The sequence below is a fragment of the Lentibacillus juripiscarius genome (assembly GCF_042685205.1).
GTDB lineage: Bacteria > Bacillota > Bacilli > Bacillales > Amphibacillaceae > Lentibacillus > Lentibacillus juripiscarius.
Genome location: NZ_JBHUNA010000021.1, coordinates 130,502 through 153,828 on the forward strand (window position 1 = coordinate 130,502; position 23,327 = coordinate 153,828).

Here is a 23,327-nt window from a genome sequence, read left to right on the forward strand (position 1 = left end):
ATAAGTATTTTAATAGGGGCCATTGTAACCGGTTGCAAAACTCAGAAAGGGTGATACAGATGGATATGCAACGGATACCTGCGCGAGATGGGAATTTCAATCTGCAAAACTATGAAAAGGTGCGGGAGACTTTTTCCTGGGACCAAATAAAAAAGAACTTCAGCTGGAATGAAACTGGCAGAGTGAATATGGCATATGAAGCTATTGACCGCCATGCGGAAGATCCTGCCAAGAAGGATAAAGCTGCCTTAATGTACACGTCACCGGACCGGGAAGAAAAAGTGACATTTGATGAATTGCGTCAAAAAAGCAACCAGTTTGCAAATGTGTTAAAAAAATATAATGTAGAAAAGGGCGACCGTGTATTTCTCTTTTTACCAAGAAGCCCAGAGTTCTATGCGGTGTTTTTCGGTATTCTGAAAACTGGTGCAATTGCCGGACCTCTATTTGAAGCTTTTATGGAGCAGGCTGTCCGTGACCGTCTGCAGGATAGTGAAGCAAGCATGCTAGTTACTACGCCAGAACTTTTGGAGCGAGTCCCACAGGAAGATCTGCCTGACCTGGAGAAAATCATCCTTGTTGGTGATCATAATGAAACGTCTGATAAATATATTGATTATGCGAGTGAAATGAAAGAGGCCTCCAGCGACTTCGCTATTGAGTGGGTTGACTTGGAAGATGGCATGCTGATTCATTATACGTCCGGATCAACCGGCAAACCTAAGGGCGTCTACCATGTCCATAACGCGATGATTCAGCACTATGCAACGGCTGAGTGGGTGCTTGACCTGCAAGAGGACGATGTTTACTGGTGCACAGCCGACCCTGGCTGGGTTACAGGAACGAGCTACGGCATTTTTGCCCCATGGCTGCATGGTGTCACAAACGTAGTCCGCGGCGGCCGGTTTAGTCCGGATAACTGGTATGGCACAATTGAAAACTATAAGGTGTCCGTCTGGTACACAGCTCCGACTGCACTCCGGAAGTTGGTCAGTGCCGGTGAGGATGCGGTAAAAAGCCATGACTTGTCATCCTTGCGTCATATTATGAGTGTCGGGGAGCCGCTGAATCCGGAAGTCATTACATGGGGACTGCAGGCATTTGATTTGCGGATTCACGATACATGGTGGATGACGGAAACAGGTGCGCAGCTGATTGTTAACCTACCGTCAGAGGAAATCCGTCCTGGTTCAATGGGTAAACCAATTCCGGGAATTGAAGCATCCATTGTCGACAATGAAGGCAATGAGGTTCCACCGTATCAGATGGGGAATTTAGCTATTAAAGCGCCATGGCCAGCAATGATGCGTACGATTTGGAAACGGCCGGAGAAATACGAAAGCTACTTCATCAATGGCTGGTATGTTTCCGGTGATAGCGCCTACAAGGATGAAGATGGTTATTTCTGGTTCCAGGGACGTCTGGATGATGTTATCAATACGTCCGGTGAGCGCGTCGGTCCATTTGAGGTTGAGAGCAAGCTAATCGAGCACCCTGCTGTTGCAGAAGCTGGTGTTATCGGCAAACCGGATCCGGAGCGTGGAGAAATTGTTAAAGCCTTCATTACGCTAAATGACGGATATAAGCATTCAGACGAATTGCTTGAAGAAATCCGTCAATTCGTCAAAACTGGGCTAAGTGCGCATGCGGCACCACGTCAACTCGAAGTCAAAGATGGTATTCCGAAAACACGAAGCGGAAAGATTATGCGCCGGCTGCTGAAATCATGGGAACTTGGATTACCGACCGGCGATACGTCAACATTGGAAACGTAAAAAATTAGAGGCTGTCATCTGCGGATGGCAGCCTTTTTAGCATGAATTGGTCGGACAAGCAGTTTGGTTGTTCGCATAGTCCGACCTGGTATTACAATTATGGATGGAACATGCTTTGCCTTGCATATGGATTGCAGGGTAACTGTTCAGGATTTACCAAAGCTGGGAGGGGTGATCGTACATGGGTAAGAAAATAGCGACAGTTCTGACGGACATGTTTGAAGACGTCGAGTACACAGAACCAGCCGAGGCATTCAAGGATGCCGGTCATGAAGTGGTAACAATTGAGAAAGAAGAAGGTCTAATCGGGAATAAATCCCCCCTCGAAAACTACGGCATTTGAGGGGGGTTTTTATCATTCTTCCAATTTCTTCACATTAAAACGGTCTTGCAGTAGCAGCCAGTTTTGCGGGAAGGCGAGTCCAAGCTTCCAGTAACTGATTCCTCGAAGGTTAAGTTCCTTGATCATGTCAAATTTAGCCTGGATGGAGCGTGCATCCTCAAACCACACTTCATGTTCTTTTCCCTGTGCATCGGTATACGTGTAGAATGGTGCCTGTGCTTCTGAATCGTACTGAATAGCTGCATTATTGATGCGTGCCCGGTTAATCGCCTCTTGCGGACTGATTGCTTCAGCGGGATCTCCGCCTTCTTCATATGGTAATGTCCAGTCATAGCCATATAAGTTCTGTCCAAGCAGGATTTTATTAGCAGGCATGACACTAAGTGCAAAATTGACTACCTTGCGAACTTCATCTATCGGAGAGACGGCTAATGGCGGACCATAACTATATCCCCATTCATATGTCATCAACACCACAAAATCGGCAATTTCCCCATGAGCGGCATAATCATGTGCCTCATACCATGCTCCTTCCTGTTCGGCGCTTGTTTTTGGGGCGAGTGCAGTTGACATGAGCAGACCTTCTTCTGCTAGGCGCTGTTTTGCCTTGCGAAGGAACTGGTTATAAGCTTCACGATCATCCGGCGGCAAAAATTCAAAGTCAAAATGGACATCATTGTATCCTTGCTCATTGGCAACGTTCACAATGTTATCGAGCAGTGTATTCTGCACAGCTTGGACGGTAACAATGATATGTCCGAGTTCCCTGCTGAACTCACCGCCTTCAAGGTTAGTAACGACAAGCATCCTTGCTGTATTGTTTTCATTTGCAATCTGCTGGAAATTATCCAATGGCGGCGGCGTGAGTGTCCCGTTCCGGCTGATGCGATAGCTAAACGGTGCGATATAAGTCAAATATGGTGCTGTTTTAGTTGCAGCGTTCACCAGTGTGTCCGAAACACTGTCACCATATGGTTCAATATAGGCATTGGCGGTTATCTGCTGTTTAGGCTGTTCCGGAATGTACAGTTTGTAGCCGACAGGTAAGGTATTATTGACAGGAAATTGATTGATTTGAGCTAATTGCTGATAGGACATGTTAAATTTTTGGGCGACGGAGTACAGGCTGTCGCCGGGCTGGACGAAGTAAAATTGCCCGACGATTGGTATGACCAACGATTGGCCGACAACAAGGTTATTGGGCGCATCCAGTTCATTTGCTTCAATCAGTTCATTCACTGAGGTGCCATATGTATTGGCGATGGCATACAGTGTATCCCCTTGCTGTACCACGTGTATTTGCACGAAAGTTCCCTCCCTCAGTTGTTGTATCCTTATTACACGTTATGACTGGCATAAGACAGATATACCACCAATGTACCGATTATACTGTTCGTATTCTGGTAAAATGGGTTATACTGACTGCAAGTGAGGTGTTACGGCTAATGGATGATGCTACATATATGATGGAAGCAATCCGACAGGCAAATAAGGCAAAAGCCATGAATGAAGTCCCGATAGGAGCGATTATTGTTCATGATGAAAACGTGATTGCGGCAGGGTATAATGTCCGGGAGACATCCCAGACGACGCTGTCACATGCTGAACTTATCGCCATCAAAAAGGCCAATCAGGCAATTGGCAGCTGGCGGCTGGAAGACTGCACACTGTATGTGACGCTGGAGCCGTGTCCCATGTGTGCTGGTGCGATACTCCAGTCACGGATTGGAAGGGTTGTGTATGGTGCACCGGATCCAAAAGCAGGGTGTGCCGGAACACTGATGAATCTGCTTGACGATAAGCGATTTAATCATCAGGCAGCGGTGACCAGCGGCGTTCTGGAAGCGGAATGCAGCGGGCTTTTGACTGACTTTTTCCGGGAATTGCGCGGGAATAAAAAGAAATAGCTTCGGGAGCTATCCATCGCAAGCAGAAAAGGCGGTACTTTTTTCAAAGGCATCACGAACTTAGCCTGCAAATGGGTTTGAAGGTTCTGGCGTACTGTAAAATGTATCCACTTTGTTTTTTTCATTGCATTTTGCTTAGATAGTACGTATAATAATTATTGCCGTGCTAGGCGGGGAGGTAGCGGTGCCCTGTACTCGCAATCCGCTATAGCGAGGCTGAATTCCCATTCGAGGTCAGGCGTCTTTAAGGCCTGCCCCAAGGGATTGGTGTTGACGCCCAGGTCCTGCGCAACAGGAACCCATGAATCCTGTCAGATCCGGAAGGAAGCAGCAGTAAGTGGTCATTCTTGTGTGCCGCGGGGAAGCCTGAGCTGAGCCATGAACTTGGGTAACGCTTAGGGACGTCCGATCAACGATGGGTGCACGGTTACATATATTTGCAAGGCTGCATCAGTACCGTACTGCGGGCTGGTGCAGTTTTTTCGTATATAATAGGTTGTTCAAAAAATCCAGTAAAAATGACGCTTCGAATTTCTTCGTTAGCTTGCTTTTCCGTTCCTTGGAAAAGAAAAGCACTTTCTGCGGCTGGCAGCTATTTTTCAATTGATGGTCCATAAAGGTTCACATTCACCCCTTAAATCGAGTATAATTTAAATAGAATCCACAAAGGGGAAGCGTTCATTATGAGCTATCAGGCATTATACCGCGTATGGCGGCCAAGACAGTTTCAGGACGTTGTCGGACAAACCCATATTACAAGAACTTTGCAGAATGCTATTGTGCAGGAGAAGTTTTCGCATGCCTATATCTTCTCAGGCCCGCGGGGAACCGGGAAAACAAGTGCGGCTAAGATTTTTGCGAAAACAATTAACTGCGAAAAGGCCCCTGTGAAAGAACCATGCAATGAATGTGCTGCCTGCCGCGGTATTCAGGATGGCTCCATTTCCGATATAATCGAAATGGATGCTGCCTCGAACACGAGTGTTGAGGATATACGCGAAATACGGGATAAAGTAAAATATGCTTCCAGTACGGTTCCTTATAAAGTGTATATTATTGACGAAGTGCACATGATTTCAACGAGTGCGTTTAATGCACTTCTGAAAACACTGGAAGAGCCGCCGAAGCATGTCGTGTTCATTCTTGCCACAACCGAACCCCATAAGATTCCGCTGACCGTTGCGTCAAGATGCCAGCGTTTCGACTTCAAGCCGATCACGAGTAAGTCGATTGTGGAACGCATGCAGACGGTTGTCAGCGCAGAGAATATAGGTGTATCACCTGATGCACTGGAAACAGTTGCACTGGCAGCGGAAGGCGGCATGCGGGATGCGTTGAGCATTCTTGACCAGGCAATTTCCTACAGTGACGAGCGCGTTGAACTGGAGGATGTCCTGGCTGTCACAGGCGGTGTGGCACAAGGGCTATTGACGGACATCGTGCAGGCACTAAAACAGCGGGATGTACAGCGGGCACTGTCATTGCTGGACGATTTGATTCAGAACGGTAAAGACCCAGCACGTTTTGTGTATGACCTGATCTATTTTTTGCGTGACTTGCTGCTGTATAAAAGCGCCCCCTCTCTGGAAGGCATTTTGGAAAGGGCGATGATTGACGAACCGTTTAAACAGCTTGCCGGTGAGGTATCCAATAATTGGATTCAAGAGGCAATCACTCATCTGAACCAGTGTCAGCAGGAGATTAAGTGGACAAATAGCCCGAAAGTATTCATTGAAATTGCTCTGCTGACCATCGCCGACAAGGGGCATGAACGACAAGAGCAAAATGCACCGGACTCGGAGAAAGTCATGGAATTGATGACAAAGATTCAACACTTGGAGAAAGAGCTGAATGCGTTGAAAGAGGCACCGCCTGCCGCCAAACAGCAGCCTTCAAAAAGTGAACCCAAACGGTCAAGGCCAAGGTCATCCAAAAATGGCTACACAATACCATATGAAAAAATCCGGCGTGTGCTGAATGCAGCAGAACGGCCGCTTCTGAAGGAAGTACAGTCCCAGTGGGCATCTTTTTTATCAAAGCTAAAGTCAGCAAGTGCTCCTGCCCACGCAACGATCCAGGACAGCAAGCCGGCCGCCGCATCACAGGAGGCACTGGTCGTTCAGTTCAAATATGAAATTCATTGTTCCTTATTCCTCGATAACCAGGAAACAGTTGAGTCTGTTTTAAAAAGCGTCACAGGTAAAGATTGGACAATTATACCAATTCCAGCGCATAACTGGCAGGAATTGCGCAATGAATATATAAGCAGGCAGGAACAATCCGCCGCAGAAGAAGAAGGCAAGGAGAAAGATCCTCTGGTGGAAGAGGCTAGGAAGCTTGTAGGCGATGATCTGCTGGAAATTCACGAATAAAAACCGATTAAGTTCAAGGAGGCGTTTCCAATGAAAGGAAATATGAATAACATGATGAAGCAGATGCAGAAGATGCAAAAGAAAATGATGAAAGCCCAGGAAGAACTGCATGAAATGACGTTTGAGGCGTCAAGCGGCGGTGGAATGGTTACGGTTGTGGCAAATGGCAAAAAAGAAATAACGGATGTACAGATTTCTGAAGAGGTTGTTGACCCGGATGATGTAGATATGCTGCAGGATCTTATTCTGGCCGCAACCAACGATGTACTTAAACAGATTGAAGATAAAACAAATGACACGATGGGAGAATTCACAAAAGGGATGAATATGCCTGGAATGTTCTAATGTAGGAATTTAAACAGGATTGTTGACCTTATAAGAAAAGCTTCGGCGCCTGCCATAAGGCGGGGGTGAGCTTCGAGCTTTTCTAATAGGAGGTACCGGAATGTATTATCCAGAACCGATTTCCAAACTGATTGACAGTTTCACAAAATTGCCAGGGATTGGTCCGAAGACCGCTGTCCGGCTGGCATTTTTTGTGCTGAATATGAAAGATGACGATGTGCTGGATTTTGCCAAGTCATTGGTCAATGCCAAACGGGAACTGACACATTGCTCCACGTGCGGCCATATCACAGACCAGGATCCGTGTGCAATCTGTCAGGATACATCAAGAGACGGTTCTATTATTTGTGTTGTACAGGATCCGAAAGATGTTATAGCCATGGAAAAAATGAAGGAATACAACGGGAAATATCATGTGCTGCATGGTGCTATTTCTCCAATGGATGGCATTGGCCCGGAAGATATCAATGTTCCGGACCTGATTAATAGACTGAAGGATGAAGGGGTGGAGGAGCTCATTCTCGCGACCAACCCGAATATTGAAGGGGAGGCAACGGCAATGTATATATCTCGCCTTGTCAAGCCTTCAGGTATTAAAACGAGCCGGATCGCCCACGGATTGCCGGTTGGCGGTGATTTGGAATATGCAGATGAGGTGACACTGTCCAAAGCCCTTGAAGGCAGAAGAGACCTCTAACATACGTGGTCAGGTGATGATATGAGGAGAAAAAAGAAAAAGCGGGGAGCAGACGAACAATTACTGGATGCAATTGTAGCCCTGGAGAATGAATGGAAGCAGATCCAGGCAATTGTGGAGAAGAGCATTGAACCGACGGAAGACATTTTTTACAGGCAGAATATTGCCAGGGAAAACTATTTATTTTTGCTGCGGGAGGCCAAACGGCGCAAAATTAGTGCCATCCGATATAATAAATAGATAAGAAGTTCTTTTTCCGCACGCCTTTTCATATATAAGTAGAAAGGGACAAGGAAAAGGAGTGTTCGGATTGAGTTCAACACTGGTGATATCGATTATGGTTGCGCTGATTGTCATTTTGCTATTTGCAGGTGCCCCTGTGAAGCCAATGCGGTTCATCGCAAACAGTACGGTGAAAATGGGTATTGGCATTTTATTTCTGTTTTTCTTTAATGTGTTTGGTGGGGCGATTGGGTTGCATATCCCAATTAATCTATTCACGGCAGCCGTTTCCGGATTTTTGGGTTTATTTGGACTGGCCTCACTGGCCGCTATCCATTTATTCATCATAGCGTGACGGTTATTTGCCCGCGGAAAGCGACTGCCCGGAGTGGAAATCAACGTAGCAGTTACGTCGCGGTTTATAGAAATTATTAAGTAAGTGTTTGGTTCTTAGAATGACGCCAAAAGCAACAGTCTTTTAAAAAAATATTCCCCACAAATGTTGGCTGAAACAGTAAAGAAAAGAGCCCCCACAGCATATACTGCTGTATATACAAAATTTTGCGGGTATTTTCTATTAAAAAATCTACATTTACAAGATTATCATGTATACGATTCGTTAGATTAGGAGATACTAAGCTAACGGAGGTGGGGAGATGGAACAAAAAGTAATGTTGGAACGATGTGGAATCTGTGAAGAAGAGAAGGAACGGGGTATTCATTTATATAAAATGTTTATCTGCCGCGAATGTGAGACGAACATGGTCCAGACAGAACCACGAGAAGAAAAATACCGTTACTATCTACAGAAACTGAAAAATGTTAATCAGCCAACACTATATTCCTAGCAATCACTGAAGGTCTCTTGCAAATTTTTTGCAGAGGCCTTTTTTGTTGAAATAGAATAGAAATAACCAAAGGGGGGATGAACGATGAGAAGAAACCAGACACAAACACCGTTATATGATGCACTGCAGCAAATGGCCGGCCGTGAATCCGTTTCGTTTCATGTGCCCGGACATAAAAACGGGAGGATTTTTCCAGAACGGGCGCGGTCTTTCTTTGGTTCGGTTCTACCTATTGACATGACGGAACTTGTGGGCCTGGATGATTTGCATGCACCAAATGAAGTCATTAAAGAGGCGCAAGACCTGGCAGCTGCTTTTTTTGGCGCGGATGCCACCTTTTTTCTTGTTGGCGGCAGTACGGCAGGCAATCTGGCAATGGTAATGGCTGTCTGTTCCCCTGGGGATAAAATCATCGTACAGCGCAATAGCCACAAGTCGATTATGAATGGGCTGGAATTGAGTGGTGCCAGACCCGTGTTCGCAGCACCAGAATTTGATAAGTCCAAAGGGCGTTATACTGCGCCGGCTATACATACTATACGCGAGGCATTAAGGCAACATCCTGAAGCGAAAGCCGTTGTTCTGACCTATCCTGATTATTTTGGCGGAATCTTCCCTTTAAAAGAAATGATTGATCTTGCCCATGCATATGATGTACCAGTGCTTGTTGATGAGGCACATGGCGTTCATTTTCCGCTGGGAAGCAAATTTCCGGCAGCCGCACTTGAATTAGGTGCGGACGCTGTTGTTCAGTCGGCGCACAAGATGGCTCCGGCAATGACGATGGGATCCTATTTGCACGTCCGTTCACCGCGGATTGCCATTGAACGTATCAGGCACTATTTACAGATGCTGCAGTCGAGCAGCCCGTCGTACCCGATTATGGCATCATTGGATTTAGCACGTTTTCACATGGTGGGAATGACTGAACATGAGATCGATCTGGTAATTGAAAGCGCTGATCATCTCAAGGGTATACTGGCGGACGGGCCATGGGAAGTTTTGGAGTCGGATGATCCGCTGAAAATTACACTGCAGGCAAGAAGTGGTCTAACTGGTGATGCTCTGGCTCAAGCATTTGAACGGGAAGGAATTTATCCGGAGCTTTCCACTCATAATCAGGTATTAATGGTACACGGACTAGCTCCTTTCACCAAAACAGCACATCTAAAAAATGCCGTCAAACGAATTGGTGCACAATTAAAATTTACGGCAAATCATGCTATAATGAAAATGAATGTTTTATTTACAGAAAAATTAACAGAACTTGATTTGGACTACCAGACAATGCTAGAGCGCCGGACAACGCAGGTACCCTTGCAGCAATCGGCAGGCTATATAGCAGCAGAAGCTGTCATACCTTATCCACCTGGAATTCCGATTATCCTGAAGGGCGAAAAGATCACAGAAAGGCATCTTCAGCTAGTGGAAGAAATGCTGCAGCAGAATGTTTCGTTCCAGCATCGGAGCATCACTGGTAGAATCACTGTTTTTGAATAAAGGAGCAACCAAACGTGGATGGATATTTTGTAACATTTGAAGGTGGGGAGGGTGCCGGTAAGTCTTCCATTCTTGAAGCCGCAGCCAGCATGCTGTCGGATAAAGGATATGATGTGCTGACCACCCGTGAACCGGGGGGCATCGAAATCGCCGAGAAGATACGTCAAGTTATCCTCGACAAAACCCATACATCAATGGATGCGCGCACGGAATCCCTATTGTATGCAGCAGCGCGACGGCAGCATCTCGTGGAAAAGATCCTGCCAGCTCTGGACAAAGGAAAAATTGTCCTGTGCGATCGATTCATTGACAGCAGTCTGGCCTATCAGGGCTATGCTCGAGGAATTGGTGTGGATGATGTTTATCGGATTAACCAGTTTGCCATCCAGGATGCTTTCCCGGATATGACACTATTTTTTGACATTAAGCCGGGCAAAGGACTGGCGCGCATTGAGGCTAATGAGAACCGGGAAAGAAACCGCCTTGACCTTGAGAATATTCAGTTCCATGAACAGGTTTATGAGGCCTATCAGTGGCTTGTCTCACAATCACCGGAACGCATCCGGGTTATTGATGCGGATCAGCCGTACGAACAGGTTAAGGCAGATGCCGTACAAGAGCTATTATCAGGTTTACACACGAATACAGAGGAGGGAGAACAGTGAAATTAGTTATCGCGGTTGTCCAGGATAAGGATACGAACCGCCTTGTTGATGCCTTGGGTGAGGAGAACTTCAAGATAACCAAACTGGCAACGACTGGTGGCTTTCTGAAAGAAGGGAACACAACATTGATGATTGGCTGCGAAGACCAGTATGTTGACCAGGCCTTGGATGTTATCAGGGACAACTGTTCCAAGCGCGAGCAAATGGTGGCGCCAATTTCACCTATGGGCGGCAATGCTGATTCTTACATCCCGAAACCGGTAAAAGTCGAGGTTGGCGGAGCAACTGTATTCATAATGCCCGTCGAGAAGTTTCTACAGTTTTAAGGGATGAGATACTTTGAATGACCGTTCATCCGGGATGGTTTATCGAAAAGGAATGATCGCATGAAAGTGAGCACGGATGTACAATCACAAGTCGAAACGGCAGCCAAAAAACAGCCATTATCCGCTGAAAGGCATGTTTCTTTTCAGCAGATCGTCTAGTCGCAGACACAGGGGCTGAAACAGCAGGAACTTGATCGGCTCATGAAAGACAACGCAAGGGGATAAACTAGCCCGGTACCGGTCATTCCGCGACATGGTGAGATTCAAAAGACTCGTTAAGTCATTCCTGGAGAAAACGGTGTACAAAGGGCCTGATGTAAAAAAGTCACATGATTTCAGTATGGATGGGCATAACCGTAAGCTGGCAATTATAAAAGAAGTCGACAATAAACTGATTAAATAACGGAAGAGGTCATGAATCAAGAAAAGAAAACGTCGATTTGCTCGGATTGATTGGAGAAGTAAAAGATCTGTTAGTCAATCTGTACATGTAGTTTGATAAATGAGGGACTAGCGAATGAAAACATGGTCGGAAGCAGCTGTCATTCAGCCACTGGCAAGCAAAATTATCACCAATAGTATTGAGAGGGGCCGCATATCCCATGCCTATCTGCTTCAGGGAGAGCGCGGCACAGGAAAAGACGCCATTGCAATCCTGCTTGCAAAATCTGTCTTTTGTCAGAATCGATCCGGCCCTGATCCTTGCCAGGTATGTCACGCGTGTAAACGGATTGAATCAGGGAACCATCCGGATGTCCATTGGATTGAACCGGACGGGCAATCCATACGAAAAGAACAGATAGAGCATTTGCAAAAGGAGTTCATGTATTCCGGACTGGAGTCAGATCGAAAGTTTTATGTGATCAAGGGTGCTGAGACGCTGACGCAGAACGCCGCCAACCGGATTCTGAAGTTTCTGGAGGAGCCGGGAAGAGAAACGACGGCCGTGATGCTGACCGAAAATAGTCAGGCAGTTATTTCTACTATCCGCTCACGATGCCAGGTTATCGATTTGAAACCGCTTCATCCGGAGGCTTTTCAGGAGCAGCTTGTGGAGCATGGTATCAATAGGCCAACTGCTGTTTTACTGAGTGCTTTAACGAATAATTTGGACGAAGCAATTGCGTGGAGCGAAGATGACTGGTTTGCGCAGGCACGAAAACGAATGATACAATTGATAGAAATAATCACAGCTAATCCGGACGAGTTGTTTTTGTTTCTGCATCACGAGTGGCTGCCGCATTTCAAAGAACGGTCACAGCAGGAACAGGGGCTGGATTTGCTGGTTTTGGCATTCAAAGATATATTATACTGCCATATCGGCAAGGACGAGGACCTGATTATTTTTTCAAAGGGTGATGAGAAACTGGAAAACCTGGTGATGTTCTTTTCACAGGAGAAATTGCTGGATATACTGAACAGACTGCTGGATGCCAAACGCAAACTCAAGCAAAATGTCAATCCAGCACTAGTGATGGAACAGCTCACCGTTCAAATACAGGGGTGATAGACAATGATAGAAGTGATTGGTGTCCGCTTTAAAAAAGCGGGTAAAATATATTATTTTGATCCCGGGAATAATGAAATAGAAACCGACAGCTATGTTGTGGTTGAAACGGTCCGCGGAATCGAATTTGGCAAAGTTGTCATCACGAACAGGCAGGTGGACGAGGAGGATGTCGTCCTTCCGCTCAAGAAAGTGATCCGCTTGGCAGATGAGGAAGATAAACGTACGGTCATGGAAAATCAGGACCTTGCAGATAAAGCTATAGAAATAGGTTCCCAAAAAATTAAGGAACATGAACTGGATATGAATCTGGTCGAAGTGGAATTTACGTTTGACCGCAATAAAATTATCTTTTACTTTACAGCAGACGGCCGGGTCGATTTCCGCAATCTTGTGAAGGACCTGGCTGCGGAATTCAAAACACGCATTGAGCTCCGGCAGATTGGTGTCCGTGACGAGGCCAAAATGCTCGGCGGTATCGGTCCGTGTGGCAGACTGCTTTGTTGCTCCACGTTTTTAGGAGATTTCGAACCAGTATCCATCAAAATGGCGAAGGATCAGAACTTGTCACTGAATCCGGCTAAAATTTCAGGACTGTGCGGACGTCTAATGTGCTGCCTGAAATACGAAAACGATGACTACGAAACTGCTAAACGTGAACTGCCCGACATGGGGGAAGAAATTACAACCCCATATGGAAATGGGAAGGTAGTCGGGCTGAACATTCTGGAGAGAATCATCCATATTGAAATACCGGAAAAGGAACGCGTGATTGAATATACATTAGATGAAATGATTAATGAAGGCATTATTGCAGCGCAAGCCACAGAGTAGTGGGGTGAGGAAGCGTGTCTAAGAGGCAAATTTTCGACCAGGTATCCGATATGGAAACACAAATCGGTGAGCTGTATGAACAGCTTGGTGATTTGAAGGGCAAATTGCGTGATTTGCTTGAGGAAAAGCACCGGCTGGAAATGGAGAATCATTATTTGCACAATCGCCTGGAACAAACAGGGGAAGATGTCCCGGATGACAAAGAGCAGGGTCATGCTACGAAGGACATACCGGGGGAAGGCTATGATAACCTGGCCAGACTGTATGAAGAGGGATTTCATATATGCAATGTTCATTTTGGCACTCCAAGAAGGGAAGAGGACTGCCTGTTCTGTCTCGAATTTCTGAATAAAACAAAATGATGGCGATGTCGCTGCGTGTTCAAAAGGCTGTCTCTATGCTTTAGGGACAGCTTTTGTATCCTTGGCATGAATGGATGAGTACAATGAAGGCAATAAATGATGATGAACGAATTGATTACTTGCTGGCTGAAGATGATATGCATATTATACAGAGCCCGGAGGTTTTTTCATTTTCCCTGGACGCTGTGCTGCTAGCCCACTTTGCATATGTACCAATCAAAAAAGGCAATATTCTTGATTTGTGTACAGGCAATGGTGTGATTCCTCTGCTGCTGTCACGGCGCACGAATGCATCGATTACCGGGGTTGAGATTCAGGAACGGCTCGCTGATATGGCACAGCGCAGTGTGGAATTGAATGGGCTTGGTGACAGGCTATCGATGATTCACGGCGATCTAAAGGAAATGAAGACGGAGCTGGGTCACTCTGCATTTGACGTGGTTACGTGCAATCCTCCTTACTTTCGGTCTCCTGCCAAAACAGAGCATAATGCAAATGCCCATTTGACTGCTGCAAGGCATGAAGTGTACTGTACTCTTGAGGATGTGGTCAAAGCATGCAAGCTGCATGTGCGCCCCGGTGGGAAAGTGGCGATGGTGCACAGGCCTGATAGACTAGTGGATATTATCGCATTGTTCCGCCAGCACCGGATTGAGCCGAAACGGATTCAATTTGTCTATCCGAAATACGGGCGGGATGCCAATATGCTGCTGATTGAAGGGACAAGAGACGGAAAGCCAGGGCTTGCTACTCTTCCACCATTATACATTTATCATGAGGACAATACTTATACAAAGGAAGCCGAGGGAATCATTTATGGAAAACAATGAGCATATCGTTTATATTTTGAAATGCGGCGATGACACGTTTTATACCGGCTATACCAATGACTTGGAAAACAGGCTGAAAATGCATGAAGACGGAAAAGGTGCCAAGTATACAAGGGGACGTGGGCCATTCCAGGTAGTGTTTGTAGAGAAATTCCCAACCAAAGAAGAAGCACTAAAGAAGGAATACCAAGTGAAACAGCTCTCCCGCAAGGAAAAAGTGAAGTTGATAAGGGAGAAGCTGAAAGAAGTGATGCAGTATGCAAATTCAGAAGAGCTTTAGCGGAGATACTGACGGTACTGTTTATGTTGTTCCTACCCCGATCGGGAACTTGGATGATATTACGATGCGGGCGCTGAAAACATTAGAAGAGGTGGATGTCATTGCTGCGGAGGATACGAGGAACACTAGGAAACTGCTCCGCCATTTCGATGTACCCACACCGCTCGTTAGCTACCATGAACATAATAAAAAAAGCCGTGGACAAGAACTTCTTGCCCGCCTGGAAAAAGGCGAATCGATCGCTGTTGTCAGTGATGCGGGCATGCCGTCTGTCTCCGATCCCGGTGAGGAACTGGTGCAGGCTGCAATAGAAGCAGAGCATCCAGTAGTTGTTCTTCCCGGTGCTAATGCTGCATTATGTGCACTTGTTGGATCGGGGCTTGCGGCGGGGGAATTTCTGTTTTATGGATTTTTGCCGCGCAAAACGAAGGATAAGAAAGCAGAACTGGACCGTCTAAAGAGTATACAGGCCACATTAATCTTCTATGAGTCGCCATATAGGGTGAAAGATACACTGAAAGCACTGCATATGCATGTTGGCAATCGCCGGATCACGGTGGCACGCGAACTGACAAAAAGATTTGAGGAATATGCCCGCGGAACCGCGGAAGAGCTGATTGAATGGACGGATTCAGTAGAACTGAAAGGGGAATGCTGCCTCGTGATGGAAGGGGCCTCCAGTGATACGGTACAGGCGGATGATCTGTGGTGGAGCGGCATGTCCATTGCCCAGCACGTCACCCATTACATACAGGAAGAGGATCTAACAAGCAAAGACGCCATTAAACGTACTGCCACTGACCGGAATCTTGCCAAGCGTGAAGTATACCAGGCATTCCATATTGACAGCTGAGCAGAAACCGGAAACGCTCCATCCGGACGGAAAAGTGGGAGATCTGCGCAAACAGGGTAAATAGCAAAAAAAAGCGGCTGACGTTGTTTTGGCAATGCGTCAGCCGCTTTTCGCACATTCTATGGGAACACAGCAAATAAATTGCTGTTTCTAGCTGTTTAATCCGGTTGCGGGTCGAATCGTGACTCTATTTCTGCAATAAGTGCTTTTGCCCCCTCTGGACTGAGCACAATTTGACCATTGGCCAATGATAAATTGTCATCTGATGTTTCCCCGGTAATCTGACAGGTCATGCTTGGTTTGTGTTTTTTCAGTACTACCCGGTCATCATCAACGAAAATTTCTAACTCATCCTTTTCGTTGATGTCCAGTGTACGGCGCAGTTCAATCGGGAGCACGACCCGGCCTAGTTCATCCACTTTCCGTGTAATTCCGGTTGATTTCATAGTCCATTCTCCCCTCTAAACTTTCTTTTTTAAAACAACCATGGAAATTGTTTCCCCATTAAAAAATATTCGCCACGTTTCGACACTTACTTATGGAATATCGTACCAACCTTCTGTACAGGTGTCAATAAGTATGGTGCAAAAGTGTAAAAATTAATTTGAAAATTAGATTAACTAAACAATTGGTTCGTTTTTTGGTAAAATAGCGCGTATTAGGAATATAGAAAGTCAGTTGCATGTGTCCGGGGAGCCCGTGATTGGAAAAACTTTTAAAAAAAGCTACAATGGGAATCATGATGGAGGAGGGAACGCTATGCCTAACGATAACAAAACATTCTATATAACCACACCGATTTATTATCCGAGTGGCAACCTGCATATTGGCCATGCGTATTCAACCGTCGCCGGTGATGCGATGGCACGTTATAAGCGGCTGCGCGGGTATGATGTCATGTATCTGACCGGAACGGATGAACATGGCCAGAAAATCCAGCGCAAAGCAGAAGAAGCAGGAAAAGAACCTCAGGCGTATGTCGATGAAATTGTCAGCGGCATTCAGGATTTATGGGCGAAATTAAAAATAACAAACGATGATTTTATTCGAACTACCGAGGAGCGGCACAAAAGGGTAGTCGGACAGATCTTTGACCAGCTTGTCCAGCAGGGGGATATTTACCTTGATGAGTACGAGGGCTGGTATTGCACATCATGCGAGTCCTTTTTCACAGAACGCCAACTTGATGAAGGCGCCTGTCCGGATTGTGGCGGGCCAGTTGAAAAAGTAAAAGAAGAATCTTATTTCTTCAGGATGAGCAAGTATGTGGACAGGCTGTTGGCATTTTACGAGGAAAATCCGGAGTTCATTCAGCCGGAAACCCGAAAAAATGAAATGCTGAATAACTTCATTAAACCAGGTCTTGAGGACTTGGCTGTATCACGGACAACCTTTGACTGGGGTATTAAAGTACCGGGCGATCCGAAGCATGTTATTTACGTATGGATTGACGCGCTGACGAACTACATTACGGCACTCGGCTATGGGTCTCGTGACGATGAACGGTACCGGAAATACTGGCCTGCTGATGTTCATCTAATGAGTAAAGAGATTGTCCGGTTCCATACCATTTATTGGCCTATTATGCTGATGGCACTTGATCTGCCATTACCGAAAAAGGTTTTTTCACACGGATGGATTTTGATGAAAGATGGTAAAATGTCCAAATCAAAAGGCAATGTTGTCGATCCGGTCCAGCTAATCGATGTTTATGGCCTTGATGCATTGCGCTACTATTTGTTGCGCGAGGTGCCATTTGGATCGGATGGTGTTTTCACGCCGGAAGGATTTGTGGAACGCACGAACTATGATCTTGCCAATGATCTTGGCAATCTGCTTAACAGAACGATTGCGATGATCAGCAAATACTTTGACGGCAAAATGCCTGCCTACAAAGCGGCAGAAACTGAAGTGGAGAGGTCGCTGGAAAACTTGCAGCAAGAAACGGCCGAAAAAGTAGAAAACGCGATGGACAACATGCAATTTTCAGTCGCTCTTTCGTCTTTGTGGCAGCTGATCAGCCGTACCAATAAATACATTGATGAAACGGAACCGTGGAAGCTGGCTAAGGATGCTGCAAACAATGAACGCCTCGGCAATGTAATGGCACATCTTGCCGAATCATTGCGCAAAATTGCGGTTATGCTGCAGCCATTTCTGACAGAGGCGCCTAACGAAATCTTCCGCCAGATTGGAATTCAGGACGGATCACTTAAGGCATGGGACAGCATCCGTGACGACGGTGTTCTGAAGGAAGGCGAACCAGTCCAAAAAGGCAACCCAATCTTCCCTCGTCTTGATGTTGATAAAGAAGTCCAGGCAATCAAGGCAATGATGCAAAAGCCGAAACAGAAAGAGGAGCAGGAGCCTCAGGAACCGGTTCCGGAACAGAAAGAAGAAGTCGTTATTGATGATTTCATGAAACTGGACATGCGCGTTGCTGAAGTCATGAAGGCGGAATCAGTCAAAAAAACCGATAAACTGCTGAAATTACAGCTGGACGTCGGAACGGATAAGCGCCAGGTTGTATCAGGCATTGCGGAACATTATCAGCCGGAAGACCTTATTGGCCGCAAAGTCATTTGCGTAACCAATTTGAAACCGGTCAAACTGCGTGGGGAAATGTCCGAGGGCATGATTCTATGTGGAGAAGACAACCAAGGACAGCTCGTGCTGGCATCTGTTGAACAATCATTGCCGAATGGATCTGTCGTGAAATAAGCCTGAACCAACCTTAGAAAAATCGGCCGTATTGCCGATTTTTCTATTTTCACTGCGTGTTTAGGAAGCAACAATTTGTTACTGTAAGTATGTTAAATCCGTTTATCACAGGAGTGATCGTATGTTAGTAGATACACATGTGCATTTGAATGTGGAGCAATTTGCTGAAGACAGAGAGGAAACCATCCAGCGTGCGTTTGATGCTGGGGTTCAATACATGGTCGTGGTCGGCTTTAACCGGGAGACTATCCCATTGGCATTGGAACTAGCCGAACAGAATGAAACAATTTATGCCGCTGTCGGCTGGCACCCCGTTGATGCCATTGATATGCAAGATGAGGACCTGGAATGGATTGAAGAGCTGACCGCACATCCGAAAGTGGTGGCCATTGGTGAAATGGGATTAGACTATCATTGGGATAAATCACCGAAAGATGTGCAGAAAGATGTTTTCCGCAAACAAATTGAATTGGCCAAAAAGGTCGGTATGCCAATTATTATCCATAACCGGGAAGCGACGGTGGATATTATTGAAGTACTGCAAGAGGAAAATGCCAAGGATGTTGGTGGCATCATGCATTGCTACAATGACGATGCCAAACATGTGCCGACCTTCCTCGATATGAATTTTTACATATCGCTGGGCGGACCAGTCACATTCAAAAATGCAACATTGCCAAAAGATGTGGCTGTCGAGGTTCCGCTTGACCGGCTGCTGGTGGAGACCGATGCTCCGTTCCTGGCACCACACCCCAACCGCGGCAAGCGCAACGAGCCTGCTTACGTTAAACTGGTGGCCGAGAAGATTGCTGAACTCCGGGATATGCCATTCGATGAATTAAGTAGAAAAACGACAGAAAATGCCTTTACATTCTTTAAAATTGGCGATAACGCGTGAAGATTGTTGTAAAATGCGTGTAATAAAATGATAGGAAATTGGATAATCTGATGGGACTGACGGCAATTGTCAGTCTTCTTTTTTTGGCTGTACGTACTGCCATGACAACCTTTTAGAAAGGTTGTCACAAAGTGGTCATCATTTGTAATCCAACTGTAAAGGAAACGTAAACGGAATTTCGTTGCAATTGCATAGGTCTGTTAATATAATCAAAGTCGCGGTGAAAGGAGGCAAAGAAGCATGCGAATATTTTCAAAGCTTTTGCCAAAACTGACCTGGAAACAGATTTTCTCTGGTGCAGGTATCATAGCACTGATTGCTTTTTCCGGATTCGTCATTTTCGAAACAACAAAAGCAGAAGTGACACTGACGGAAAATGGGGAAAAGCAAACAGTCAAGACCCATGCAGACACCGTTGAAGAATTACTTGCCGAAGCAGGGATTACCTATGAAGAGCATGACGCACTAAACCATAATTTAAACACAGCACTGAAAAATGATATGAACGTTACATACGATGAAGCCAGTGAGGTTACCGTTACAGTCGATGGGAATGAAAAAAGTTATTTTACAACAATGGATACCGTGAAGAAATTCCTTGATGAGGAAGGCATTGAAGTGACAAAGCATGATGAGACGTCACATGCCAAGGATGAATCGATTGAGGATGGTATGACGCTTGCCATCGATAAAGCATTTCAGGTGACTGTCAATGACGGCGGTGAAAAGGAAAAAATTTGGGTAAATGGCGGAACCGTCGGGGAACTTCTGGACAAAGAAGACATCAAACTTAAAGATCATGATAAAGTTAAACCAGCAAAAGATAAAAAGGTTAAAAAAGACACACCAGTAACCATCACCCGTATTAAAAAAGTGACGGATAAAGTAGAAGAGACCATTGATTACCAAGTAGAAAAACAAAAAGACAACAGTCTGGCAAAAGGAAAGCAAAATGTCATTTCTGAAGGAAAAGAAGGTTTGGTGGTCAAAAAATACAAAGTAACGAAAGAAAACGGCAAAGAGGTTGACCGGGAACTGGTTGATAAGACAGTTAGACGCGAAAGCAAAAACCGGGTTGTCGCAATCGGTACAAAGGAAAAAGAGCAGAATCTGAAGACGCTGTCCAATACGAGCAACTCTGGTGACGATTCTGATGACAGCGACAGCGATAGCGGTAAGGTAATGTATATGAATGCCACTGCTTATTCAGCTAATTGTGATGGCTGTTCGGGTACTACAGCTACTGGTATTAATTTGAAGGCAAACCCGAACAAAAAAGTTGTTTCCGTTGATACAAGTGTCATTCCACTGGGCACGAAGGTTTGGGTGGAAGGCTATGGCACGGCAATTGCTGGGGATACTGGTTCAAAAATTGCCGGAAACCGAATTGATCTCCATTTTTCAAGTCAATCAGCGGCATTGAATTTTGGACGAAAAACCGTTAAAGTTAAAATACTCGACTAAAATAGGAAAACAGCTCCTGTCATGGTATAGTGACAGGAGCATTATTATTCGGGAAGAGGAATACATGTGAAAATTAGAGAAGTCATCGTTGTAGAAGGGCGCGACGACACAGCGAAACTAAAGCAGGCCGTCGATGCAGATACCATTGAAACGAACGGGTCGGCTGTTAATGATGCAGTCATAAAACAGATAAGGCATGCACAAGCTAAACGAGGAGTCATTATTTTTACTGATCCGGACCATCCGGGCAGCCGGATACGCCATATTATTGACCATGCTGTTCCAGGCTGCAAACATGCATTTTTGCAGCGGGATGATGCCCGCGCGAAAAATGACCATGATAACAGTCTGGGGATAGAACATGCCTCACCGGAAGCGCTCCGGCAAGCTTTGCGTAATGTGTATACACTGGCCGGAGATGAACCGGCGCAGATTAATAGGGAAGACTTGATTGCAGCAGGACTGATTGGAAGCGCGGAGGCAGGAGCCCGGCGGGAACGTCTTGGTGAACTGCTGCAAATTGGCCACACGAACGGCAAGCAACTGCTGAAGCGTCTGTCCATGTTTCGTATTTCCAAAGGCCAATTTAATCAGGCGATGAACCAGGTATTGCAGGAGGAAGACGATGAACGGAAAACCAATAGCAACACCTAAGCGAACAACTGATATACTCCATAAGTACGGATTTTCGTTTAAAAAAAGTTTGGGACAGAACTTTATCATTGATGTCAATATCCTTCAGAATATCATACGGGAAGCAGGCATCAGCGAAACATCCGGAGTAATTGAAGTTGGACCCGGCATTGGCGCGTTGACAGAACAGCTTGCCAACGCAGCCGACAAAGTGGTGGCGTACGAGGTTGACAGTCGCCTGCTCCCCATTCTGGATGATACCTTGCACAACTGCGGTAATGTACAGGTGGTTCATCAGGATATTCTTGAAGCTGATGTGAAAGCAATGATGAATGTGTGTTTTGATGCGAATCAGTCTATTCATGTCGTTGCCAATCTCCCTTATTACATTACAACTCCAATTCTAATGAAGTTGCTGCGTGAAGAGCTGCCGGTCTCCAGTTTTACGGTCATGATCCAGAAAGAGGTTGCACAGCGTATGGCTGCACAGCCGAATAGCAAACAGTACGGTTCATTGACTATTGCGGTTCAGTATTACACGGACGCGGAAGTAGTCATGAGTGTCCCAAGAAGTGTATTCATGCCGCCTCCGAATGTGGACTCAAGCGTACTGAAACTGACCAAAAAAACGGAACCACCGGTAGAGGTTGATGATGAGGATTATTTTTTCGCACTCGTACAGGCATGTTTTGCACAGCGCCGGAAAACATTGCGTAATAATTTGCGGCGTCATTTCAGTGAATGGGCTGACAGGGACATAATCACGGCGGTACTCGATGAAACCGGTATAGATCCTGTAAGGCGTGGCGAATCCCTGACAATGGAGGAATTTGCCGGACTTGCTAATGCATTCTACCGTAAATTTAGAAACTGATTATCAAAAGCGATTGCCTGCTATATGCAATCGCTTTTTTTGCTTTGGAGCAACCGTTTTTTTTCTAACGTCAACGGCACAGAAAAGGTCCATCCTTCATAGTCTACAGATAGGGAGATTCATCCAATCAGAGGCTGTGAGGTGGCTTTATGAGTTTTTCAGCAGGAGAGATGGTAACACGAAAATCGCATAAGCATGATTTGCTGTTCCGCATTGCATCCATATCCGGTAATAGTGCTCTGTTGCATGGCGAGGACTTTCGTCTTGTCGCAGATGCCTCATTGGATGATTTGGAACACGTCGGGAAAAGAGATTTGGAACAGCGGAAGAAGCAAAGGAAGGAGCAAGAGGAGTTTTCCTATCGCTTGTTCCGGCAAGATTACCAGCTGATGAAGGAAAAGCGTGAATACCAGACAACAAATGGGTACCAGTATACGGAGAGTTTTTTTCAGCTGCCGACGAAAGTGCTGCATATAGATGGTGACCGTATGTACCTCCGTAAGTGCATTGAATTGTACAGTCGGATTGGTCTCCAGGTTCATGGGGTTCATATCCATGAAAAAGACATGCCGCATGAAATTGGCTCACTTGTGGAGAAAATTCAGCCCAATATTGTTGTAATTACTGGTCATGATGCTTATTCCCGTAATAAAGGCATGAAGAAAGACATTCGTGCATACCGGAACTCCAAATATTTTGCAGAAACCGTCAGGGCTATCCGGGAGATAAACCCGAATCTGGATGAACTTGTCATATTTGCAGGCGCCTGTCAATCTCATTTTGAATCGCTTATTAGGGCAGGGGCGAATTTTGCCAGTTCTCCTTTGCGCATTAATATTCATGCGTTGGATCCAGTGTATATTGCTGCAAAGATTGCCTATACCCCGTTCATGGAAAAAGTCGGTGTCTGGGATGCACTCCGGAACACCATGACCGGTGAAAAGGGGATGGGTGGCATTGAAACAAGAGGGCTGCTGCGGACAGGAGTTCCTTATATACCTGATGACGAGGAAGATAGCTGACGAAATTGCCACTACTCCATAGACAGGAACGATTGCTTCCTTGTTCCTG

The 23,327-nt window shown here is 45.8% G+C and carries 26 protein-coding genes, 1 other RNA gene and 1 pseudogene; 26 read left to right on the plus strand and 2 right to left on the minus strand.

Annotated elements, in window-relative coordinates; all coding sequences use genetic code 11:
- Nucleotides 1-59: 59 nt before the first annotated feature.
- A complete protein-coding gene (gene acsA / locus ACFSUO_RS10450) occupies nucleotides 60-1,775 on the plus strand; it encodes an acetate--CoA ligase (protein WP_382393795.1) in 1,716 nt (571 codons plus the stop codon).
- A 181-nt stretch (nucleotides 1,776-1,956) separates the two neighbouring features.
- A pseudogene (locus tag ACFSUO_RS10455) lies at nucleotides 1,957-2,076 on the plus strand (DJ-1/PfpI family protein); the annotation flags it as partial.
- Nucleotides 2,077-2,130: 54 nt separating this feature from the next.
- Here ACFSUO_RS10455 and ACFSUO_RS10460 read toward each other — a convergent pair.
- Nucleotides 2,131-3,423 carry a LysM peptidoglycan-binding domain-containing protein gene (locus tag ACFSUO_RS10460; protein ID WP_382393797.1) on the minus strand — a complete coding sequence of 431 codons (1,293 nt, stop codon included), beginning with the start codon at nucleotides 3,421-3,423 and terminating at the stop codon, nucleotides 2,131-2,133.
- Between the two features lie 140 nt (nucleotides 3,424-3,563).
- On the opposite strand from ACFSUO_RS10460, the gene tadA reads away from it, so the two are divergent.
- The 18 genes from tadA (at nucleotide 3,564) to rsmI (ending at nucleotide 15,666) form a co-directional block, all read left to right on the plus strand.
- Nucleotides 3,564-4,025 (plus strand): tRNA adenosine(34) deaminase TadA, encoded by a 462-nt coding sequence (gene tadA / locus ACFSUO_RS10465; RefSeq protein ID WP_382393799.1) that lies wholly within the window; start codon nucleotides 3,564-3,566, stop codon nucleotides 4,023-4,025.
- A gap of 161 nt (nucleotides 4,026-4,186) precedes the next feature.
- Nucleotides 4,187-4,452: signal recognition particle sRNA large type (gene ffs, locus ACFSUO_RS10470), an RNA gene on the plus strand.
- 256 nt (nucleotides 4,453-4,708) lie between these two features.
- Nucleotides 4,709-6,397, plus strand: coding sequence for a DNA polymerase III subunit gamma/tau (dnaX, locus tag ACFSUO_RS10475; RefSeq protein ID WP_382393801.1), 1,689 nt, complete (start codon nucleotides 4,709-4,711; stop codon nucleotides 6,395-6,397).
- 30 nt (nucleotides 6,398-6,427) lie between these two features.
- Nucleotides 6,428-6,742, plus strand: a complete 315-nt coding sequence (locus ACFSUO_RS10480; RefSeq protein WP_382393803.1) for a YbaB/EbfC family nucleoid-associated protein — start codon at nucleotides 6,428-6,430, stop codon at nucleotides 6,740-6,742.
- 100 nt (nucleotides 6,743-6,842) lie between these two features.
- Entirely contained in the window at nucleotides 6,843-7,439 is a 597-nt protein-coding gene (gene recR / locus ACFSUO_RS10485; RefSeq protein WP_382393805.1) for a recombination mediator RecR, read from the plus strand.
- A 21-nt stretch (nucleotides 7,440-7,460) separates the two neighbouring features.
- Nucleotides 7,461-7,679 carry a YaaL family protein gene (locus ACFSUO_RS10490; RefSeq protein WP_382393807.1) on the plus strand — a complete coding sequence of 73 codons (219 nt, stop codon included), beginning with the start codon at nucleotides 7,461-7,463 and terminating at the stop codon, nucleotides 7,677-7,679.
- A 70-nt stretch (nucleotides 7,680-7,749) separates the two neighbouring features.
- On the plus strand, nucleotides 7,750-8,016 hold the full coding sequence (locus ACFSUO_RS10495) for a pro-sigmaK processing inhibitor BofA family protein (RefSeq protein ID WP_382393809.1): 267 nt from the start codon (nucleotides 7,750-7,752) through the stop codon (nucleotides 8,014-8,016).
- Nucleotides 8,017-8,317: 301 nt separating this feature from the next.
- Nucleotides 8,318-8,509, plus strand: a complete 192-nt coding sequence (locus tag ACFSUO_RS10500) for a sigma factor G inhibitor Gin (RefSeq protein ID WP_382393811.1) — start codon at nucleotides 8,318-8,320, stop codon at nucleotides 8,507-8,509.
- A gap of 84 nt (nucleotides 8,510-8,593) precedes the next feature.
- Nucleotides 8,594-10,009: an aminotransferase class I/II-fold pyridoxal phosphate-dependent enzyme gene (locus tag ACFSUO_RS10505; protein WP_382393813.1), complete on the plus strand. Its 1,416-nt coding sequence runs from the start codon at nucleotides 8,594-8,596 to the stop codon at nucleotides 10,007-10,009.
- Between the two features lie 14 nt (nucleotides 10,010-10,023).
- Nucleotides 10,024-10,674, plus strand: a complete 651-nt coding sequence (gene tmk, locus ACFSUO_RS10510) for a dTMP kinase (RefSeq protein WP_382393815.1) — start codon at nucleotides 10,024-10,026, stop codon at nucleotides 10,672-10,674.
- On the plus strand, nucleotides 10,671-11,000 hold the full coding sequence (locus ACFSUO_RS10515; protein ID WP_382393817.1) for a cyclic-di-AMP receptor: 330 nt from the start codon (nucleotides 10,671-10,673) through the stop codon (nucleotides 10,998-11,000). Before tmk ends, ACFSUO_RS10515 begins: the two co-directional genes overlap by 4 nt.
- A gap of 253 nt (nucleotides 11,001-11,253) precedes the next feature.
- Nucleotides 11,254-11,403 carry a DUF327 family protein gene (locus ACFSUO_RS10520; protein WP_382393819.1) on the plus strand — a complete coding sequence of 50 codons (150 nt, stop codon included), beginning with the start codon at nucleotides 11,254-11,256 and terminating at the stop codon, nucleotides 11,401-11,403.
- A gap of 114 nt (nucleotides 11,404-11,517) precedes the next feature.
- Nucleotides 11,518-12,507 carry a DNA polymerase III subunit delta' gene (gene holB / locus ACFSUO_RS10525; protein ID WP_382393821.1) on the plus strand — a complete coding sequence of 330 codons (990 nt, stop codon included), beginning with the start codon at nucleotides 11,518-11,520 and terminating at the stop codon, nucleotides 12,505-12,507.
- A 6-nt stretch (nucleotides 12,508-12,513) separates the two neighbouring features.
- Nucleotides 12,514-13,341: a PSP1 domain-containing protein gene (locus ACFSUO_RS10530; RefSeq protein WP_382393823.1), complete on the plus strand. Its 828-nt coding sequence runs from the start codon at nucleotides 12,514-12,516 to the stop codon at nucleotides 13,339-13,341.
- A 14-nt stretch (nucleotides 13,342-13,355) separates the two neighbouring features.
- Complete coding sequence (yabA, locus tag ACFSUO_RS10535; RefSeq protein WP_382393825.1) at nucleotides 13,356-13,703, plus strand: DNA replication initiation control protein YabA; 348 nt, start codon at nucleotides 13,356-13,358, stop codon at nucleotides 13,701-13,703.
- 83 nt (nucleotides 13,704-13,786) lie between these two features.
- Nucleotides 13,787-14,533 (plus strand): tRNA1(Val) (adenine(37)-N6)-methyltransferase, encoded by a 747-nt coding sequence (locus ACFSUO_RS10540; protein WP_382393827.1) that lies wholly within the window; start codon nucleotides 13,787-13,789, stop codon nucleotides 14,531-14,533.
- A complete protein-coding gene (locus ACFSUO_RS10545; RefSeq protein WP_382393829.1) occupies nucleotides 14,520-14,813 on the plus strand; it encodes a GIY-YIG nuclease family protein in 294 nt (97 codons plus the stop codon). The genes ACFSUO_RS10540 and ACFSUO_RS10545 overlap by 14 nt, the downstream gene beginning before the upstream one ends.
- Nucleotides 14,791-15,666, plus strand: a complete 876-nt coding sequence (gene rsmI, locus ACFSUO_RS10550; protein WP_382393831.1) for a 16S rRNA (cytidine(1402)-2'-O)-methyltransferase — start codon at nucleotides 14,791-14,793, stop codon at nucleotides 15,664-15,666. Before ACFSUO_RS10545 ends, rsmI begins: the two co-directional genes overlap by 23 nt.
- A 158-nt stretch (nucleotides 15,667-15,824) precedes the next feature.
- On the opposite strand, the gene ACFSUO_RS10555 is transcribed toward rsmI, so the two are convergent.
- Nucleotides 15,825-16,112, minus strand: coding sequence for an AbrB/MazE/SpoVT family DNA-binding domain-containing protein (locus ACFSUO_RS10555; RefSeq protein WP_382393833.1), 288 nt, complete (start codon nucleotides 16,110-16,112; stop codon nucleotides 15,825-15,827).
- A gap of 313 nt (nucleotides 16,113-16,425) precedes the next feature.
- On the opposite strand from ACFSUO_RS10555, the gene metG reads away from it, so the two are divergent.
- The 6 genes from metG to yabG all read left to right on the plus strand — a co-directional run bounded on the left by metG (nucleotide 16,426) and on the right by yabG (nucleotide 23,278).
- Entirely contained in the window at nucleotides 16,426-18,387 is a 1,962-nt protein-coding gene (metG, locus tag ACFSUO_RS10560; protein WP_382393835.1) for a methionine--tRNA ligase, read from the plus strand.
- Between the two features lie 121 nt (nucleotides 18,388-18,508).
- Nucleotides 18,509-19,285 carry a TatD family hydrolase gene (locus ACFSUO_RS10565; protein WP_382393837.1) on the plus strand — a complete coding sequence of 259 codons (777 nt, stop codon included), beginning with the start codon at nucleotides 18,509-18,511 and terminating at the stop codon, nucleotides 19,283-19,285.
- 240 nt (nucleotides 19,286-19,525) lie between these two features.
- The gene (locus tag ACFSUO_RS10570; RefSeq protein WP_382393839.1) at nucleotides 19,526-20,749 is read left to right on the plus strand and encodes a ubiquitin-like domain-containing protein; all 1,224 of its coding nucleotides are present in this window, start codon (nucleotides 19,526-19,528) and stop codon (nucleotides 20,747-20,749) included.
- A 66-nt stretch (nucleotides 20,750-20,815) separates the two neighbouring features.
- Nucleotides 20,816-21,403 carry a ribonuclease M5 gene (rnmV, locus tag ACFSUO_RS10575; RefSeq protein WP_382393840.1) on the plus strand — a complete coding sequence of 196 codons (588 nt, stop codon included), beginning with the start codon at nucleotides 20,816-20,818 and terminating at the stop codon, nucleotides 21,401-21,403.
- Entirely contained in the window at nucleotides 21,375-22,256 is an 882-nt protein-coding gene (rsmA, locus tag ACFSUO_RS10580; protein WP_382393841.1) for a 16S rRNA (adenine(1518)-N(6)/adenine(1519)-N(6))-dimethyltransferase RsmA, read from the plus strand. The genes rnmV and rsmA overlap by 29 nt, the downstream gene beginning before the upstream one ends.
- Before the next feature lie 149 nt (nucleotides 22,257-22,405).
- On the plus strand, nucleotides 22,406-23,278 hold the full coding sequence (yabG, locus tag ACFSUO_RS10585) for a sporulation peptidase YabG (protein ID WP_382393842.1): 873 nt from the start codon (nucleotides 22,406-22,408) through the stop codon (nucleotides 23,276-23,278).
- Nucleotides 23,279-23,327 lie beyond the last annotated feature (49 nt).

Excerpts from the sequence above, each read along its gene's own strand:
- acsA (WP_382393795.1), top strand. The coding sequence starts at position 60 with ATGGATATGCAACGGATACCTGCGCGAGATGGGAATTTCAATCTGCAA.
- tadA (WP_382393799.1), top strand. The coding sequence starts at position 3,564 with ATGGATGATGCTACATATATGATGGAAGCAATCCGACAGGCAAATAAG.
- dnaX (WP_382393801.1), top strand. The coding sequence starts at position 4,709 with ATGAGCTATCAGGCATTATACCGCGTATGGCGGCCAAGACAGTTTCAG.
- ACFSUO_RS10480 (WP_382393803.1), top strand. The coding sequence starts at position 6,428 with ATGAAAGGAAATATGAATAACATGATGAAGCAGATGCAGAAGATGCAA.
- recR (WP_382393805.1), top strand. The coding sequence starts at position 6,843 with ATGTATTATCCAGAACCGATTTCCAAACTGATTGACAGTTTCACAAAA.
- ACFSUO_RS10490 (WP_382393807.1), top strand. The coding sequence starts at position 7,461 with ATGAGGAGAAAAAAGAAAAAGCGGGGAGCAGACGAACAATTACTGGAT.
- ACFSUO_RS10500 (WP_382393811.1), top strand. The coding sequence starts at position 8,318 with ATGGAACAAAAAGTAATGTTGGAACGATGTGGAATCTGTGAAGAAGAG.
- ACFSUO_RS10505 (WP_382393813.1), top strand. The coding sequence starts at position 8,594 with ATGAGAAGAAACCAGACACAAACACCGTTATATGATGCACTGCAGCAA.
- ACFSUO_RS10520 (WP_382393819.1), top strand. The coding sequence starts at position 11,254 with ATGGTGAGATTCAAAAGACTCGTTAAGTCATTCCTGGAGAAAACGGTG.
- holB (WP_382393821.1), top strand. The coding sequence starts at position 11,518 with ATGAAAACATGGTCGGAAGCAGCTGTCATTCAGCCACTGGCAAGCAAA.
- ACFSUO_RS10530 (WP_382393823.1), top strand. The coding sequence starts at position 12,514 with ATGATAGAAGTGATTGGTGTCCGCTTTAAAAAAGCGGGTAAAATATAT.
- ACFSUO_RS10540 (WP_382393827.1), top strand. The coding sequence starts at position 13,787 with ATGAAGGCAATAAATGATGATGAACGAATTGATTACTTGCTGGCTGAA.
- ACFSUO_RS10545 (WP_382393829.1), top strand. The coding sequence starts at position 14,520 with ATGGAAAACAATGAGCATATCGTTTATATTTTGAAATGCGGCGATGAC.
- rsmI (WP_382393831.1), top strand. The coding sequence starts at position 14,791 with ATGCAAATTCAGAAGAGCTTTAGCGGAGATACTGACGGTACTGTTTAT.
- ACFSUO_RS10555 (WP_382393833.1), bottom strand. The coding sequence starts at position 16,112 with ATGAAATCAACCGGAATTACACGGAAAGTGGATGAACTAGGCCGGGTC.
- metG (WP_382393835.1), top strand. The coding sequence starts at position 16,426 with ATGCCTAACGATAACAAAACATTCTATATAACCACACCGATTTATTAT.
- ACFSUO_RS10565 (WP_382393837.1), top strand. The coding sequence starts at position 18,509 with ATGTTAGTAGATACACATGTGCATTTGAATGTGGAGCAATTTGCTGAA.
- ACFSUO_RS10570 (WP_382393839.1), top strand. The coding sequence starts at position 19,526 with ATGCGAATATTTTCAAAGCTTTTGCCAAAACTGACCTGGAAACAGATT.
- rsmA (WP_382393841.1), top strand. The coding sequence starts at position 21,375 with ATGAACGGAAAACCAATAGCAACACCTAAGCGAACAACTGATATACTC.
- yabG (WP_382393842.1), top strand. The coding sequence starts at position 22,406 with ATGAGTTTTTCAGCAGGAGAGATGGTAACACGAAAATCGCATAAGCAT.